Consider the following 17,958-nt stretch of genomic DNA (forward strand, 5'->3'; position numbering starts at 1 on the left):
GCCGCCATGGACAACAGTATGTACAGGACGCAAACACCCGCGCATACCGGCCCCGCCGGCAGCCGGCTGGTACAGCTGCTTGCTAGCCTGGACCCAAAAGCAGCCTCGTCCTCCCATGCGTGTTTCGCTGAGCGGCTAGGCCGGCTGTTTGACCTGTCCGACACGATTGCCCTGGATACCGCCACCCAGCACCGTCCAAAAGGACCGTTTACAGCTCAGTCCGATATTTCAGAGACTCTGCAGGCTGATCTACTAAAAACCCGCAACACCCTGCTGGAGAACCTGAGCCACAGTTTCGCCGGCAAACAGGCCGCCTCGGTGATCAGCCTGCCACCGTTGAACAAAGACATACCGGCGGGCAAGCGGCCCACCTTTGGCCCCTATGAGCGTTTCCACCAAGCTCACCAGCGGCAGATGATTGCCGCACTAACCAACCTGCGCTTGCGCGCCCGGCGCCACCTCTGTGCCCATAGTGCAGAGCTGGCCCGACTGGCGGAGCTGGATGCGGTGTTCGAACACGGCCTCTCTACATATGTGCGCCGCTGTTTCAGTGCCATGCCCGCGTTTCTGGAAAAGCGCTACCGCGTCCTGTGGCAACAAGGTCAACACACACACCCACAAGAGTGGATGGCCGCCAACGGCTGGCTATCCCAGTTTTGCCAAGAAATTCAAATGCTGTTACTCGCTGAGCTGGACGCCCGCCAGGAGCCCATTCTGGGGTTACTGGACGCGGCGGCAGGTGCCACCACCGACGCCGACACCCGGCTCACCGACATTGATGATAAGGAAAGCACCACCCCATGAGACGTTTTCTATTTGCTCTCCCGTTTGTCCTCGGCGCCGTGGCCGTTATCTGGATCGGCACCACCTTCCTGGGTAACCCGGTGGCCTTCACCGTTACCCTGCTGATCGCCGCCGTCTACGGGCTCGGGTTTGTCGAATTACTGCGCTACCGCCGCGATACCACCAAGTTAAACCTGCGACTACAACAATTACCCCACCCTAACGACGACCGCGAAACGCTGACTCGCTGGCTCAGCGAACTACCCAACACCCTGCGCCACGCCGTGCAACGCCGTGTTGACGGCCATCCGGCCACCCTGCCCGGGCCGGTACTGACCCCATACCTCACCGGTTTACTGGTAATGCTCGGCTTGCTGGGCACCTTCGTGGGCATGATCGTCACCCTCAAAGGCGCCGCCACCGCCTTGGATGGCAGCAGTGAGCTGAGCGCCATTCGCAGCGCGTTGTCCGCACCTATTGCCGGCCTAAGTCTGGCCTTTGGTACCTCCATCGCCGGGGTTGCTGCCTCCGCCATGCTTGGCCTCACCGCGACCCTGTGTCGCCGCGACCGCATGGACGCCTCCCGTCAGCTAGACGATGCAGTGGACGGCCAGCTGTATCGCTTTTCTCTAAACCACCAACGCGAAACGGCCTACGCGGCCCTGCAAAGCCAGTCCCAGGTGTTCCCGGAACTGGTCACCGCCCTGCACACCCTCACCGGGCGCATGGAACAAATGGGCGAACAGCTCACCGGCAACCAGCAGGCCTTCCACAATGGACTCCAAGAGCAATACCAAGGGTTGGCGCGTTCCGTTGCTGATTCTTTACGTGACACCCTAACCGACAGCAGCCGCCTGGCCGCCGAGAGCGCTCAATCAATCATGGCGCAATCCCTCGCCAGCCTCAGCAAGCAGGCTCAAGGCACCCACGAAAAGCTCAACGCAATCACCGAACAACAGCTCGGCGCCCTTACCGAACGTTTCCGTGACACCACCGAGCAAGCTGCCGAACACTGGCGCGCCGGGCTGGCCGAGCATCAGCAAACCAGTGCCCGGCTGGTGAGTGACATCAGCACCTCGCTGGCGGCTCACCACGATCAGTTCCAACACAACAGCAATTCCCTACTGCAGCAGGTCCGTGACACCCAACAACAATTGGGCAATGCCAGTGAGCAACAACTCGCCACCATCACCGGAGAATTCCAGACTGCCACCCGTCAGGCACTGCAAGACTGGAACGCCGGGCTGGAGGCTCACCGGGCCAGCGGCGCAGAACTTCTCCAACAAGTACGCGACACTCAACAGGCCGTGGCCGAACACAGTGAAAAGCAGTTTTCAGCCATCGCCGGCCAGTTCCAGGCCAGCACCGAACAGGCCGCTCAACAGTGGCAAACCGGCCTCAGCGAGCAGCAACGCACCGTGGCCACCTTGGTTAACGATATTCGTAACGCTCTGCACGAGCACAACAGCGAATTCCGTGACAGCGCTGCCGGCCTGCTCAGCGGCCAGCAAACGGGCATGGACAGCCTGATCAACCAGCTGGGTGAGCAACTCAGTGTGTTGCGCGATCAAGAAGCCGCTCGCGGTGACGCCGCCAGCGAGCGCCTAGCCAAGCTTGAGGCCACCGTCAGCGAGCATCTAGGTCGCCTGGGCACTGCTCTAGAAGAACCAATGATGCGCTTGATCGAAACCGCCTCGGAAACACCGAAAGCGGCCGCGGAAGTGATTTCCCGCCTGCGCGAAGAAATGACCCACAGCAGCGAGCGGGACAACGAACTGTTGGAAGAACGTCGCCGCATCATGGCCGAGCTGGATACCTTGCTCAGTGCCCAGCAGGATGCCGCCGGCGCCCAGCGTGACGCTATCGACACCTTGATTCGCACCTCCAGCGAGACGCTGAGTCAGGTGAGCGACACCTTCTCGCAACAGGTCAGCGACCAGGCCAGCCAACTTAATCAGGTCGCCGGCGACGTCGCCGGTAGCGCCGCCGAAGTGGCCAGCCTCAGCGACGCCTTTGCCACGGCCGTGCAAGTGTTCAGCCGCGCCAACGACACCCTACTGGACAATCTTCAGCAGGTGGAAAGCTCACTGGAGAAATCCTCTGCCCGGGCCGACGAGCAACTGGGCTACTACGTGGAGCAAGCCCGCGAGGTGATTGAGCTCAGCATGGCCTCACAGAAAGAAGTCATTGATGCCCTGGCCAACCTACGCCATGGCGATGCCCCTGCGCACAATGGCCAGCGCTCGGTTTCCGGGGTTAATTGATGGACGAATTACACGACAGCGATGCCCAGGCCTCGCCGGTCTGGGCCATCTTCTCGGATCTCATGGCCGCCCTGGTGGGCATTCTGGTGTTGCTGCTGGTGTGGGTGATCGGCATCCAGCTGGAGCTGAGCCAATCCCTAGAGCAGGAAAAAGCCAAACGCCTCGCCGAAGAACAACGGCGCATGGCATTGGAAGAAGCGCTGGCCGACCCGTTGGCCAGCGGCCGGGTGACGTTCAACAATGGCCGTATCGGCATCAGCGGCAGCGTGCTGTTCCAGCTCAACTCCGACCGGCTGCAACCGGAAGGCAAAGCCCTGCTCAGGGATCTGGTAAAACCGCTACAGGTGTTCCTCAGCCAACACGACGATATGCTCATGGTTAGCGGCTTCACCGACGCCCTACCCATCAACCGGGGCAACGGCCGCTATGCGGATAACTGGGGGTTGTCAGCCCAGCGAGCACTCACCGTCACCCGTACCTTGATTGAGCAGGGCATGCCCGCCGATCAGGTGTTTGCCGCCGCCTTTGGCGATAACCAACCGGTGGCCCCCAATGACGATGCGGACAGCCGTGCCCGTAACCGCCGGGTGGAGCTGACCACCGTGCCCCGACAAAGTGAGAAATCCGATGCGCCCTGACGCGGACTCTCCCTCGCCCTCCCCCTCAGCAACTCTGGAGGCTCTGACAGAGCGCCTGGAGGCCCTGCAAGAGCAAGGAGGAGAACACTTTGACCCGGTACGGTTCCGTTTTCTGGCCAGCCTTACCCAACGGCTGGCCACATTGCCGGCCCCTCCCGCTGGCACACTGAGCAAGCTGGACAACCAACTCAGCGAATACCAAAGCGCGTTCAGCCAAGCCAAAGCAACGCTGGACGCTGCTGGCGAAGCCGGCGACGACCCCGCTCAGTTCCGCCCCCGCTTGCGCCGAGCGTCGCAACCCGCTGGGCCCTCACCGTTTGCTCCGCTGCATCGGGCTTACAGCCTGATGACCACAGATGACAGCCCGGAGGAAAACAACACTCTGGCGGGTCTATTAAAACAACAGGAAAAACAGGTACTGGCGGATAATGGCGCCAGTGCTCCACCGCTACCACCCAAACAACGGGAGCTGAACGCCCTGCGTCAACTGCGCAGCCAGCGTCAGGCCCAGCAGGCTCGCCAACGCATCGACGATGCCATTACCCAAACGCCCAGCGACGCAGGCCCACTTAACTCTCACCGGATGGTCACCCGCGCCATTGAAACGCTGCGCGAGCTGTCGCCCGCGTATCTAGAGCACTTTGTGAACTATCTGGATACCCTAATGAGCTTGGAGAAAATCGCACCGAAACGCTGATGCCTCCGGCTCTCCTGTTCAAGGCGACCCCCAGGAAATGGGTTACGGCTAAATCTAAGTTCCACCGCCAAAACGAAAGACGCCCCAAAATGTGGGGCGCCCAAGCGGTAGTTCTACTCCCGTTAGCGAGCCATTACGCTGGCTTCACACTCCCCCCGTCTTCCCCTTTTTTGCCTTCGCTGTCGCCGCCAGACTGATCGCGCAGCAGGTCATCATGCTCCGCCATTTCCCAGGGCAGCTTACCCGGCGCCACATTCAAGAAGTGCAAATAGTTTTCGAACTGGTCGAGCATATCGCGAATGATATCCACCTCATCGTAGCCGAATACATCATAAGAACGGCCACCTCGACGCAAGAACACCTCAGCGCGGCAATACTCATGGGCATCGTTTACCCTGGCCTCACGGCTGCTGTAGGCATATTCCGGCACCGGTGTGGTGATCAAACGGATGTCATAGATAAAACCCACGTGCTCATCGCGATTGACCACCAACTCGGCGCGGATAAATTGCTCATCGAAATCCACCGACGCATCCCAGCCAACCTTACGCAGCTCATCAACGACCTTTGTCATACTGCCCATGGCAGTATCACGGATGAAGGTTTCCACCTCTTGCCGAGTAGGGTAACGAATCATCGCCGTGAGGCGATGGCGCCATTGGCTGCCAGTCATGTGGCGGCTATGAGCCATATGCGCCTGCAAGCTGGTTTCCCGGTGCCCTTCAATCACCAGCGCCCGCCACATGCCCACTGCCGCCAGCAGGATAATGATCGCAAACGGCAAGGCGCTCACCATAGTCATGGTTTGCAGTGCGCTTAAGCCTCCTGCCAATAACAACACCGATGCGATGACTCCTTCCAGAACAGCCCAGAAAATCCGCTGCCAAGCAGGGGTTTCCAGCACCCCACCAGACGCGAGGGAATCCACCACCAGGGAGCCGGAATCCGACGAGGTCACAAAGAAGGTAACAATCAACAATACCGCCAGGAACGACACCACGCTAGACAAGGGAAGGTGATCAAACAGCTGGAACAAAGCCACCGCCTTGTCTGCCTGCACCTGGGTTACCAGCTCGGTATAACCCTGCTCCATAATCAGGTTAAGCGCGGTATCACCAAACACTGAAAACCACAGAAAGGTAAAAATACTCGGCACCAGCATCACCCCAACCACAAATTGGCGGATGGTACGACCTCGGCTGATCTTGGCAATAAACAGCCCCACAAACGGAGCCCAAGCAATAGTCCAGCTGAAGATAAACAGGGTCCAGTTACCGATCCAGTCACTGTGGGTGTAAGCCTGTAGATTAAAGGTGCGCTCCACAATATTGCTCAGGTAGCTACCCGTGTTCTGCACAAAGCTTTCCAAAATATGCACCGTGGGGCCGACCACAAACACAAACAGCATCAGCAGCACCGCCAGCATCATGTTCAGAATCGACAGGCGCTTCACCCCCTTGTCCATCCCCGCCACCACCGATACCGTGGCCATCGCGGTGACAATGGCGATAGCACTGATCTGCACCATATTGCCCACCGGCACGTCCCACAGATAATTCAGGCCTGCGTTTATCTGCGCGGCAGATAAACCCAGCGTAGTCGCGATGCCAAACATGGTGCCCAAAATAGCGAACACATCGATAGCATGGCCAATAGGCCCATAGATTTTTTCGCCTATAAGAGGATAGAACGCCGAACGCATGGATAAGGGCAACCCATGACGAAACGCAAAGTAGGCCATCACTAGGCCAACCAAGCCGTAAATGGCCCAGATATGGAAGCCCCAGTGGAAAAATGCAATCTGCATGGCCTGCTTAGCAGCTTCCACCGTCTGCGGGTCGGCTACAGGCGGCTCAGAATAATGTAATACTGGTTCAGCGACCCCAAAGAACAATAGAGCGATGCCGTACCCCGCCGAGAACAGCATGGCGAACCATTCTGGAAACGAATATTCCGCCTCGCAATGATCCGGCCCCAGCTTAATATTGCCCCACGATGTCATGCTGATACCGACAATAAAAAGAAAGAATAGCGCCACCACCAGCATATAAAACCAGCCGAACGTTTCAGTGATCCATGCCTGGGCAGAAGAAAACACCTCCCCAGCCAGCTCCGGATCACTGATGGTGCCGATAATCAGCAATAAGGAAACGATCACCGCCGGCAAAAACACTGGCACCAAAATCGTCGAGTTGCGCATCATTCCTTTGTTTACCATATTTCAGCCCTGTTGCTTGTGTGGAGAGGCATGGTGACTTCTACCCTATAGACATCTTTACCCTGCTTCCAGCAGATGTGGTTACACGCGCTTACTATATGTACGCACCATTTTGCGGTAGGCTTTCGATTTTCCGAATCCACTACCACGCCCTATGACACTTGCAACCATGCGCCAACCACTTCTGATCCTATTCACCTTTTTCGCACTAATCTCAACGGCTCAGGCCTATGAGCAGGACTGCAAACTCGACATTCTTCACAGCGCCATCGGCGCCAACCATAGTTTCAATCTCAAGGTGACCTGCAGCGGCTACTACAACACACTGACCTATCTGCTACGGGCAAAACAAAACAAAAACGGTGTCTCACGCCTCGACAGCGAAACAGGACAGCTCTACATTCGTGGCAACGACCAAACCAGCGGAGGCATTACGATAGAGATGCAGGAAGGAGATAAAGTCAGCATTGAAGCTAAAATTCTTCAAGCGTGCGAAGTATTAGGTGAGGCCACACTGGAATATACGCACAAAGAATCACGCTGACTCCCTGTGCCCCTAGCAGACTAATGCGAATGTTCTTGCCGTTGGAAAACCTAACCGTAAGAAGGAAAAAGCACCAATTCATCCCCCTCGCACCATGGCTTATATTTGACCATGGCTTGCAAGAAAAATGGATGCTGCAACCAGTGCTTCAGCCACACCTGCAGGTTAGGGTAAGGCAGGCTGTAAAAAACATCGCGATCTACATGCGCGAATTGGCGGACAAACGGCATAATACCGACATCCGCAAGGGTCACATTATCCCCCAGCAAGAACGGGTGTTTAATCAACAACCCTTCCAAGACCTGCAAAAAGGCTTCACCGCATTGTCGATACTCTGTCTGGGTCTTCTCTGGGTAACGATCCGCGTATTTATAGCGATCAAGCCAATATTTGAATTCGCTATCATTTTGCTCAATGAGAGCATCAATCTGACCCGCTCCCTTTGTATACAGCAACCCTTGCGGATCATTTTTCTCAAGTGCCCATATCATTATATCTCGGCTCTCTTCAATTACAGTCCCGTCGAAAAGCTGCAAGACTGGCACCGTTCCTTTAGGGCTAATTGTTAACATCTGGGCTGGCTTATTCTTTAGTTCCACCTCACGCAACTCCACCCGCATCTCAGCAAACAAGAGTCCTAGACGAGCGCGCATGGCGTAAGGGCAGCGACGGAAAGAATACAAGCAGTGAAATGAGGAGGTCATGGAGTTTATTTATTGTTGAATGAAGTAAGTTAAGTAGAAGAAATACATAGAACCATAATCGTATTAACGCCCTAGCTGAAACAAACCCACGAGGCCCCGGTTTCGACACGGTAGTCTATCAATCGGAAGTGAGAAAACGATTCAGCCTTATCGCTTTCGATATCGCCGGAACCAGAGCCGCCTGTTATGAGTAAAAACTGCACGCTCCCGATTAGGCTGAGCACGCAAAGGGGCTTTCAAAGGCCCCTAGCGAACGATTGTCCGATGTCTTCGCCAAACATAATTCTGTGCCCGTCTGGAGTAACTACGCCAAACTCACGCAACCCCCAAGGTTTATTAGAAATAGTCTGAAAAATATCAACACCGCGCTTCCGATAATCACCATAAAGATCATCAATGCCCACGCAATTCACATACGCAAAGTAAGAATGTTCATTGGTCGCTTCAGCAGAAATCTCATCCGGGCAATGCCCCAACATAATATGAAAACTGCCAAGGCTCAGGAACGACCAGCCGTCTACTCGAAAGCGAACAGAAAAACCAAGCTTATCTAAAAAATATCGTTCACTTTCATCAACATTATTGACCGCCAAAACATGCTGAGTTGCTTTAACTTCAAACACCTACGACTCCTTTCATCGGCATGTGAATTTATCAGTAACAATGAGGCCGGCGCGCAAAGAGCACCCGCAGGCCACTGATTGTGAGCGGGCTTCCCTCAAAATCGGTATGGCGCTCTCTTTGTCGAATTAGAGAGGCACATAAATGATAACGTCGGATCACCACTTCCCATTTGTTAGCCATTGCTCAGGGAGCTCTTACGAGAATGCGCTTTCTCAAAATAGCCAGCCCATGCCTCACCTATTTGCCACTCTGAATGCTCAACATCTTTTCTCATCGTTGAAATGAACCAAAGATCAACCGTACTGAAGAGTATACGTAGCAACAAAAACACCCAAGCGATAATGCCAGCATGCATGCTAGACGCTATGAGGAACCCAAACCCGCCAATAACCAGAGAAGTTATGAGTTCGCAATACTGCTGGATGATCTTATTACGACAAATTGAAAGTGTATGCTGAATAAGAGCAGATACATCAGACCTTTCGTTAGCAGTAGTGGATTCATCGACAACTCTGACCAGAAAATCACGGAATTTATCAGCTCTTTTATCCCTTTCCGACCGATAAATACGGTACTTACGAAATAGTTGTATAACTCCACCGATCCCCATGGCTATTAGCGCAATAACTGACGCTATGGAGCCGACAACGCTCAGTTCCACATTCACTTAAACTATCTCCAATTTTGGCTAACGCCGTAATAACCGGTGCAGCCTTGCTGCGCCAGGCGCCGTAGGCGCGAAGATGATTGATTTGCTCGGCATTTTCAATCATCTTTGTCGGCATGATAACTGCTTGAGCAGTAATAACAGCGAGCTTCAACGCCACCATCATCGAGCGGCCAATAATCCACCAGCTCTTCCTGCGCTCTATGAACTCCACAGATATCACAGGTACCCGGCAATTCGTTGCTTTCCTCGTTTTAACAGAATGTGCAACGATATCCCGTGCTAGAATCATCGGTGACGACTAACGTAAAGCAACCACAGTCCGACCAATCTAGGCGCACTGGGTCTGCATCAGAATCAGAGGAGCAATCGATTAAATTTGCTTCCTCGACTTCATCGGCCTCTTTAATAGCAGTACGAATAGAAAATTCATACTCCTCTGATAGAAATTTAAAGGTCTATTTCGTTTGTATTGGAATATTGCCTTCGATATCTAATTCAGCACGGTCGTCTAAAAACTCCATTATGGAGCGAAAGAGTCGACCGGTAGAGCTTATAACTTGCGGAAGATCCATTGTGACTTTGTGCTGCTAATGCAGTGGTCAACAAATACCGGACAGTGATTTAGGCTTTCCCTCGGCCAGCACAGGCGCGACCCCACCATTGTAACGCTGAGGCTTACGGGGACTGTAGCAACCCATCAGGCAATCGCCGATATCTTTCTTTGCCTCATAAAATTACTGATAACCCATCGTCGGCCGCCACTCTGACTTCAGGCTACGGAACAGCCTTTCCATAGGAACATTATCCCAGTAGTTACCCTGCCTGCTCATGCTTTGCCACATTCGATTGCGCCATAGACGTTGCCGGAACAGACGGCTGGCGTACTGGATACTGGCCGCCCTAATCCGAGAGGAACATGACTTTATCAGGTTGCCCTCGCTGCTCCCAAGCATGATCCAGAGCCTTCACAAGCATGTCTGCATCGGGTGGCTGGAGATGGCCCAGCCCACAACCCGCCGGGATTAAAAATCCAGGACGACGGCCAGGTAACTCCGGCCTTCCCCGTCCAGATGTGGGCGATGTCTCCGCACCACAACTGGTTCGGCTCCTGCACCGCAAATTCTCGATCCTGATAATTTGGTATATCGAGTCGCGCAGCTGTCGCCTGCTTTTAAGCATTGGCAGAGCTGCTACAGACTACCCCGAGTGCACGATAAGACTGCGGTCAACTTCTCCCCCCTGCTCATTGAGGAGTCCTTGTACCGTATGGCTTCGCGCCGAACTGCGGCTCTGGTTGAACAAGCGGTTCACTTTGACTTGTAGGTCCACGCGCTCTGCATCAATGAGACAGATCTGCTTAAGGTGATCAGAAGCAACAGGAACGATGCACATTAAATGTTGAACGAACCAATTCACAGGGCCTTGCTCACCCAGCTGGCCCTATCAGGCAGTACGATTCCAGCCGTCCGACATCAAGAGCGCACTAGCCTTTTTTAGGAGACACTTCTCCCGTTACAGACGCTCACACCGAGCGTCAAGCTCTTGCATCCGGCGCTGCTCCCGGTAACAGCACGGCTTTTTTTGGGGGGTAACGCCCTGACGCTCAGCCTCAAGCGGTTTGACCCCGCGCCGCAACACGCTCTTGACTACACCAAGCGATGTACTGGTTTGGGAAACAGTATAGCCTTGATCCAGCACCAAGCTGGCCACTTCTTGCTTGAATTCAGGAGTAAAGGAGCGTCGCTTTCTAGTCATCTGACACCTCCGAAGGTGGTAACTTTACCACCTTCGGAGGTGCCCAGATTTAATAGGCCACTACACTACTGGCCCGAAGCACATAATGCCTGGCTGCATTCAATCAGTGACATCGCACCTTGCCGTGCATCATCAACACTCACTGTCAGCGTACCAAGCTGAACACCCAACGATGATAAAAGCGGCGTTAATATGCTGACAGACAGACTACTCAGAATGGGGGAGACAACACTATTAATCAAACCTTCAACAAGGCCATTCAAACCTAAAAGCTCTAATAGCTCCAACTCATCAATACTTACCTCAAGGTTCTCGAGGGTTAACCGAATACGCCCAACATTAGTAACCGACTGCCCACTATTATAACCATGAACCACGGTTCGCGGCTCATCGCTCTCAAGAAGAGTAACATCGAAACGAAGCTGTCCATTATCTGACGAAAACAGGCTGGCAGCTACTTGAGCATTTACTCCTATCAAGCCTCCCACAAGCGAGGCATCGATCTCACCATCAAGGCCCACCCCACTCACTGAGGCATTTGTGGTAAACGTTACCTGCTGGCTATTTCCTGAAGCACATTGTGCAGCAATCAAATCCACCTCACCTTGCCCTGTTGATATTGCCAAGGGCACAGTAAGCGAGCCTAGCGATAATCCAAGCAAAGAACCCAAATCTAGATTCACCGTCAATGTTAGTTCAATATCGGCACCATACGCCTTGGAAAGCCAGTCGCCTTCAACTGGATCCCATCGGGCAGCACCGATAAGTACCGTTGGTGCCTGATTGACTACCAACTCAAGAGTCACCTCTTCGCCTGGAAGGCCTGGTATATCGAGAGTGATTGGGGGGAGCGAGAAGGCAAGCTCAGCCACTTTAAGTACAAGCGACGTCACCGTGTCATAAAGTGGGAATTCGCTATCTTCCGGAACGGTTGTACCTTTAACAATCCCCAACACATCACTTAATGGAATACCGTCCAACCCACCTGCTTGGATTGCTGCATCAAGTATATCAATGGTTGGCTCTGTTACCGCTCCTACAACCTGTAAAGCTTGCGCTAAATCTTCTGCACTCAACACCGGTGAAACCAAATCAGCCACGTCATCAACGCCCAATGCCTGAAGCAGCTCACCAATCGATGCCGTAGTCCCTGCCAGGCTGGTTAAATCTGTAGGATCAATTGGACCAATACCCAGCACGCCCCCCAAAACCGCACCTAAAACAGTATTATCCTGCGCCAATACAGCAGTCTGATTGACTGTGCTGATCGTCGCTATCACTTCTTTGCGTGCAACGCTATGTGCTGAAAGATCACCCTCCAGAAAAATAGCCAAGAGCCCACGCACAGGAGAAGAAAGAGAAACCGCCACACCATTACTTTCCCTGGCATCAAAAACAACGGGGCTAACCTGATAGCGCCCATCAACTCCATCTACTGTTACAACCTGAGCACTGGTAACAACAAAGTCCCTACCAGAATAGTCCCTAGCTAAAATCGTTTCTGCATTATTGGAAAGATCTGTCGCATCCGAAGCTAGCTCCGAACCAAAACAAGTTTGACCACTAGCTGCAAGTTCAGACGCAACGGCATTAGCTGCGGCTTGCAACCGACGCTTTTCGTTATAAAGGTTACTGCCATCAACAACCAACGCGACCATTAAAAATATAAAAGTCAGGCTCACAAACCAAACCAATGCGGATCCATGCTGTTTTTTATTACGCATATAATTATGCATGGCACACCTCATACTATGACAACGTATACCGCCATCGGTTATACAGGTTATGGCTTAATCTATGAAAGACGAACAGACCAGCCAATTACTTTCTAATCACCTTCACTAAGAGAGTCCGCTCTTTCTTGCAAACTATCCGGGATAGCTGTTTTAAACGTTTCACCAATCCTTATCTGACTATCTACATATAATTGCGCTGACAACTCACTTTCAGGTGTAACTGGCGCTAATCTTTGCTGCTTCAACAGCCTCTCTGTTGTTGTCTCATGCTGAGAAAGCAATCCCGGCGAAGATAAACCGTAATCGTATTGCTCAGCGTCAGCATAAGAAAAGGCGCTCATAAATACCGTAACGAAAAATAAAAGTGTTTTGTTCATAACTCCACTCCGAAACCACTCGCTAAACGTTCCGCACGCTCTAACTCACTTCGCTTAAACCCGTACTGCTCTTTAAGCATCGCTATACCGCGCTCATTTCCACCAAGAATGTAAGCGATAGCTAAGTTTTGGCGCGCCACGCCTTGCCCATTCTGCAACTCCAAAGCCGTGCGCAGATGATACTGAGCTTTCTCATAATCACCGGATACCAATAGCGCATAGCCATAATCATTGCGTACTTTTCCAGAAGCGGGCAGCGCATTCACCGAATAACGGAACAGATCCATTGCTTCAGATAAGTCCCCCTGTTTCATGGCGACAATACCCAGCCCGTGATATGCCTCACCACTCTTGCACTCATCTCGCAATACAGTAAAGACCGTTTTCGCACGAGAAAGATCACCGGTTTCCGCCAACAACCGACCGTAACGACTCCAATATTCCTGGTTTTCCTGTGGCGCTTTTTGTAGCTGAGCCAAAGCAGCGTAAGGGCGACTTTTACTCATCAGAGAGTCAACCATTTCCAAGTCGACCATTCCTTCCGGATCACTTGCCTTATCGCAATGGACATTCGGACTAAAACTTTCAAAATCTGATATCACGAGCTGCTGGTCTTGGCTTGCACATCCGCCCAAAATTAAGGCTAGCACCATTGCCATACCCGGGTTCATCCTTTTCATTAAATGCTCCTGCTTGACCACTTAGCGGGTTATCGCTTGTACAATGTTCACGCCTGCCGGACCACCAACAATGATAAATAACGCCGGCATCATGAAAATCATCATTGCCACTGTCATTTTAGCGCCAACACGATTCACCTCTTCTTTAATACGGCTCTTCTCAACATCTTGAGCCTCGAGTATCAACTGCTCAATACTTTCACTAATAGCTCCACCCAATGCTCCCCCTTGTTTTAATAGCCGGGTAAGGCTATGCAGAACAGGAATCTGCTTTCCCTCTCCAATCTCATCAAGAGCAACTCCACGCTCCGCCCCACTCTCCATCAACCTATTAAAACGGTCTAACCGGTGGACCAAGCCGGGAATCATGGGCCGAGACTGAACAGCCGCCACACGAAAGGCTCGCTCAATCGACAAACCCGCCTCCAGCAACATCGACAATAGCTGAGCAAACTCAATCGCCTCCTGGTTCTGGCGATGGCACGCTACTTTAGCGACAGATCGAAAATAACGACGACTACCAATAAATCCGACAACACCTAGAAAAAGCGCTATAAACGGCCCCTTTAAAAGAATTCCCAAAAGGGCAAGCGCGATGGGCAAGACCCAACAAAAAGCAAGGTATAGAGTCGGTATCTTTTCCGGCTCCTTACCTGTTAGCTTCAACGCCTCGTAAACTTCGTTATAATCCTCACGCATCAACGCCGACGAAATCAGCCGTGAAGACAGGCCCAGGGCCACCAGATCTTGGCTTTCAGTTTCATCCCCTCCATGATTGTGGAGTCGCCCCATCACCTTCCTGCGGCGTTCCCAGCGCCCAGCCTTAAACACTAACCAAAGGGCCAGCAGAGCGCACAGCAGTGCTAACATGAAATTAACCACGGCCAACTCCCTGCACCATACGAAATACAATAATCGTACCGACCACAATCAGCCCAATCGACGTCATTAGCATTTTTTGCCCAGACTCAGTATCAAGCAACACATCGCGGAAACTTTCATTTAGGCCGATCAACGAAGCGCCGATCACTAGAGGCAACACAGCAAACGCCATTGCGGTAAAACGAGTTTCTGCGGTGGCCGCGAGAAACTCTCTACGCATTTCCTGTTGCGATCTTAGTGAGCGAGACACTTTTTTTAGAACAGGACGCACCGCACTACCGTAGTGACTTGACGTTCTCAACGCCACAGCCACAAAAGTTAAAGGAGGGATGCTGTATAATTTTGAGAAATCATCGATAAGTCCAGTATAGTCACGCCCGGACTCAACAGCACTTCGCAAACGGAAAAGCAACGGAAAGAAAACTTTGGGCGCATCGTTTAACGCGTTAACTAACGCCTGCTCCAAAGAGCGCCCCGCATCAATGCCACGAATAACATCATCAATAACTTCAGGAGTAGATTCAAAGATCAAACGTCGTCTTTTTTGATACCGATAATTCCAATAAAAAACGGCAAACAATATTGCACTCACCAACAAGAGGATCACAAACATTAGCCCGATAAACGCTTGAATTATTGCTAGCAGTGCTAAAAATAATAACAACCCAACAACTATTGCCGAGTTGCTCAATCGCAAACCCGCTTTTAACTGCAGGCGGTCAAAGCTTCCAGACCCCAAGCGGGACTCGATTGCAGCACTACTGACATCCAAAGACTGGCTATAAATTCGTGCCTGCACCGCTCTTTTTTCTTTCTGTCGGTTTCGGATGACAATCCATACCCACTGAATAAACAACAAAAAAACAGCGAATATTGCCAAGATCTTTGCTGCCGATAGCAGATGCTCGCCATCCATAATCAAGACTCCTTACTACTTGGAGAGCGATATAAACACTCCATCTGATAGGGATCTTCTTCAGTTGGCTGAAGAGAGACAATTTCACTAATCTCCCTGCGTCCATCAGGCAACCTTTTTAACTGGATAATCATGTCTAAAGCGGAACCAATAAGTCGCGCAATAGCCTTCTCACTTGCATCATAGCCGCTTACCGCCAATAGAGTTTCTACCCGCACCAAGGCTTCCCTGGAACCATTTGCGTGAATGGTACTCATCGACCCTTCATGGCCAGTGTTCATGGCTTGTAGCAGTTCAATAATTTCCCCAGACCGCACCTCACCAAGAACAATTCGATCAGGACGCATGCGCAGCGCATTCACTACCAGCTCACGCGCAGTCACTTTACCTTTTCCTTCGGTATTGGCCGGGCGAGTCTCCAAGCGCACCACATGCGGGTGCCCAAGCATAAGTTCTGCAGAGTCCTCAATCGTCAATATCCGCTCATTTTGAGGAATATAATGGCTAATCAAATTCAAAATTGTGGTTTTACCTGTCCCCGTCCCCCCACTCACTAAAATATTTCTTCTGTTCTGCACTGCAGTAATTAGAGTATTTAGACACTCTTGCGTCATGGACCCGCTGCGGATGAGCTCCTCAGCTGTAAGATGGTGTTTGTTGAATTTCCGAATGGAAATGGAAGACCCATCAAGAGCCAAAGGGGGAATGATGGCATTAACTCGCGAGCCATCGGGTAGCCGCGCATCAACCATGGGACTAGCTTCATCAAGCCGACGTCCCAATGGTGCCAAAATACGACGAATCACACGCACTACATGATCGTCATCAACAAAGCGGGCCTGCGCTCTTTGCAATACACCCGCAACCTCAATAAAAACATTTTTCGGGCCATTCACCAGAATATCATTGATTCGATTATCACGGAGCAGAGGCTCTAAAGGACCAAAGCCTGTGACTTCATCAATCATGTCTCGGATCAGCTGCGCCACATCTTGATTTGACAAAGGTATACGACGCTCAACGATGTGTTGCTGAACGGCACGATTGATCGCCTCTTCCACCCGCTTTTTATTATTTCGGGCGACCTCAATGCCATCCTCGTCCAACCTCTCTACCACACGTTGGTGCACGCTGGCTTTTAGTTGTTGGTATTCCTCGTCAATTCTTCCTGCCACGATTGCCTTCCTGGTTTATTGCTTTTATTCCCTGCAGCCTTGCCGCTGAAAAAAGGCTCACCGCAACAAACGCCGACGGCAAATTACGCCTTATTTCCATGCATCAATTTCGCGACCCAACCGCCTTGAACACTTTTAATATTTGGATTCCGCCCACCCATCAGATCACTAACTAATCCATTCATTTTTCGATTATAAGCACTGCGTGGAGCACTCTCGCGAATAGGCACACCTAAATTGATTGATTCCAGACGATGCTTCCAGTCCATAGGAAAGGCGGCTGCGACTTCTACGCCCGTACTTCCATTCACGTCATCCAAACTTGGAGGTATAGCAGATTCGTACCCATCTATAACAAAGTGAACCTCGCTATCTTTAGGCAGATGAGGCCTCCAGTTAGCTATATGCTCACGTACCGCCTTTAGCTGCCCCACTTCAGGATGCGCAGCGACAATCAAATCACTGACATGGACACCTATCGTTTTGATCCATGAGGAGTGTTGTTCACAGCCAACATTAAGGATGATTCGATCAAACATCCCCATTAATCGGGACAAGGCAATAAATAAATCAACACCCTGATCTCCAAGAAAATCAACACCCGTCCCACCGGCCAACAACCGCAACCCAGGGCGGTATTCCTCCAGCGCGGTTTCTATAAGGGTGTGATCCACAGTGTCTGGACTTGCCAGTAATTGCGTCAAATCATAGGTGCCGCGATTTTCAAGATGAAAGATTTGCTCACTATTACTGACCACATCTATCGCGAGCGTCGTCTGCTGTGAGCTACAGCTAGCCATCGTGGCCGCTATATTCTGTGTCAGAAACGTAGTGTCAACTCGTGGAGAAACACCGGCCACCAGAATTAAATTTTTGGTACGAGATGTCAGCTCATCTCCTACGTGCCCCGGTCGCACAAGCTGATGACGCCGCAAGCGGTCACGTAATTCCACCGCTTCACAACCAACAATCACACAATCACGGGCCCCTGCTCGCATACATTGCAGCAGCGTTTCTTGATCTGCATAACGGCACAACGCCATCACCGTAATCCATGGTCGAGCATTACTGAGCGCGGTAATCACAGCCATAGATTGACTGCTATCTACATCAGAAACTTCCACCAAGGCCACTGTAGAATTCGTGGCCTCAAGTAAACGCAGAACACGACTCAGATCAGAGCGACTTACACGCTCGATACGTCCGCTTCCTTGAAGAGCATCATCCAACCAAGCGTAAGCACCCTCGTCCTCAACTACTGCTAACAGGCTTTCTTCAGTCATCGTAGTCGCCCC

16 protein-coding genes and 1 pseudogene are annotated in these 17,958 nt (G+C 52.0%); 5 read left to right on the plus strand and 12 right to left on the minus strand.

The features are described 5' to 3' along the window. Window positions 1-18 precede the first annotated feature (18 nt). From Y017_RS03670 to Y017_RS03685, 4 genes are read left to right on the plus strand one after another with little or no spacing between them, the layout of a single operon-like run. Complete coding sequence (locus tag Y017_RS03670) at window positions 19-804, plus strand: DUF3348 domain-containing protein (protein ID WP_231483375.1); 786 nt, start codon at window positions 19-21, stop codon at window positions 802-804. Further along, complete coding sequence (locus tag Y017_RS03675) at window positions 801-3,047, plus strand: DUF802 domain-containing protein (protein WP_035458997.1); 2,247 nt, start codon at window positions 801-803, stop codon at window positions 3,045-3,047. Before Y017_RS03670 ends, Y017_RS03675 begins: the two co-directional genes overlap by 4 nt. Then, window positions 3,047-3,685, plus strand: a complete 639-nt coding sequence (locus Y017_RS03680) for an OmpA family protein (protein ID WP_035458999.1) — start codon at window positions 3,047-3,049, stop codon at window positions 3,683-3,685. The genes Y017_RS03675 and Y017_RS03680 overlap by 1 nt, the downstream gene beginning before the upstream one ends. Continuing rightward, window positions 3,675-4,382 carry a DUF2894 domain-containing protein gene (locus tag Y017_RS03685; protein ID WP_035459000.1) on the plus strand — a complete coding sequence of 236 codons (708 nt, stop codon included), beginning with the start codon at window positions 3,675-3,677 and terminating at the stop codon, window positions 4,380-4,382. Before Y017_RS03680 ends, Y017_RS03685 begins: the two co-directional genes overlap by 11 nt. Window positions 4,383-4,515: 133 nt before the next feature. Here Y017_RS03685 and Y017_RS03690 read toward each other — a convergent pair whose 3' ends face one another. Continuing rightward, window positions 4,516-6,600, minus strand: a complete 2,085-nt coding sequence (locus Y017_RS03690) for a BCCT family transporter (RefSeq protein ID WP_011587528.1) — start codon at window positions 6,598-6,600, stop codon at window positions 4,516-4,518. A gap of 154 nt (window positions 6,601-6,754) precedes the next feature. On the opposite strand from Y017_RS03690, the gene Y017_RS03695 reads away from it, so the two are divergent. Next, window positions 6,755-7,144 (plus strand): hypothetical protein, encoded by a 390-nt coding sequence (locus Y017_RS03695; protein ID WP_011587527.1) that lies wholly within the window; start codon window positions 6,755-6,757, stop codon window positions 7,142-7,144. 50 nt (window positions 7,145-7,194) lie between these two features. On the opposite strand, the gene Y017_RS03700 is transcribed toward Y017_RS03695, so the two are convergent. The 11 genes and pseudogenes from Y017_RS03700 to Y017_RS03755 form a co-directional block, all read right to left on the minus strand. Then, window positions 7,195-7,848, minus strand: a complete 654-nt coding sequence (locus tag Y017_RS03700) for a glutathione S-transferase (RefSeq protein WP_035459002.1) — start codon at window positions 7,846-7,848, stop codon at window positions 7,195-7,197. A gap of 236 nt (window positions 7,849-8,084) precedes the next feature. After that, window positions 8,085-8,471 (minus strand): VOC family protein, encoded by a 387-nt coding sequence (locus Y017_RS03705; RefSeq protein ID WP_035459004.1) that lies wholly within the window; start codon window positions 8,469-8,471, stop codon window positions 8,085-8,087. Between the two features lie 173 nt (window positions 8,472-8,644). Beyond that, window positions 8,645-9,139: a hypothetical protein gene (locus Y017_RS03710; RefSeq protein WP_035459006.1), complete on the minus strand. Its 495-nt coding sequence runs from the start codon at window positions 9,137-9,139 to the stop codon at window positions 8,645-8,647. Between the two features lie 602 nt (window positions 9,140-9,741). Then, window positions 9,742-10,897: pseudogene (locus Y017_RS14990) on the minus strand (IS3 family transposase). 65 nt (window positions 10,898-10,962) lie between these two features. Continuing rightward, complete coding sequence (locus Y017_RS03725; protein WP_035459008.1) at window positions 10,963-12,633, minus strand: TadE/TadG family type IV pilus assembly protein; 1,671 nt, start codon at window positions 12,631-12,633, stop codon at window positions 10,963-10,965. 92 nt (window positions 12,634-12,725) lie between these two features. After that, window positions 12,726-13,010, minus strand: coding sequence for a hypothetical protein (locus Y017_RS03730; RefSeq protein WP_011587521.1), 285 nt, complete (start codon window positions 13,008-13,010; stop codon window positions 12,726-12,728). Continuing rightward, window positions 13,007-13,690: a hypothetical protein gene (locus Y017_RS03735; RefSeq protein ID WP_011587520.1), complete on the minus strand. Its 684-nt coding sequence runs from the start codon at window positions 13,688-13,690 to the stop codon at window positions 13,007-13,009. Before Y017_RS03735 ends, Y017_RS03730 begins: the two co-directional genes overlap by 4 nt. Before the next feature lie 21 nt (window positions 13,691-13,711). Further along, a complete protein-coding gene (locus Y017_RS03740) occupies window positions 13,712-14,572 on the minus strand; it encodes a type II secretion system F family protein (RefSeq protein ID WP_011587519.1) in 861 nt (286 codons plus the stop codon). Then, complete coding sequence (locus Y017_RS03745; protein WP_035459010.1) at window positions 14,565-15,488, minus strand: type II secretion system F family protein; 924 nt, start codon at window positions 15,486-15,488, stop codon at window positions 14,565-14,567. The genes Y017_RS03740 and Y017_RS03745 overlap by 8 nt, the downstream gene beginning before the upstream one ends. A gap of 2 nt (window positions 15,489-15,490) precedes the next feature. Further along, window positions 15,491-16,663 (minus strand): CpaF family protein, encoded by a 1,173-nt coding sequence (locus Y017_RS03750; protein ID WP_035459012.1) that lies wholly within the window; start codon window positions 16,661-16,663, stop codon window positions 15,491-15,493. A gap of 83 nt (window positions 16,664-16,746) precedes the next feature. After that, window positions 16,747-17,946, minus strand: coding sequence for a hypothetical protein (locus tag Y017_RS03755; protein ID WP_035459014.1), 1,200 nt, complete (start codon window positions 17,944-17,946; stop codon window positions 16,747-16,749). Between the last annotated feature and the right edge of the window lie 12 nt (window positions 17,947-17,958).

This window comes from Alcanivorax sp. 97CO-5, from assembly GCF_000524665.1.
Taxonomy (GTDB): Bacteria; Pseudomonadota; Gammaproteobacteria; order Pseudomonadales; family Alcanivoracaceae; genus Alcanivorax; species Alcanivorax borkumensis.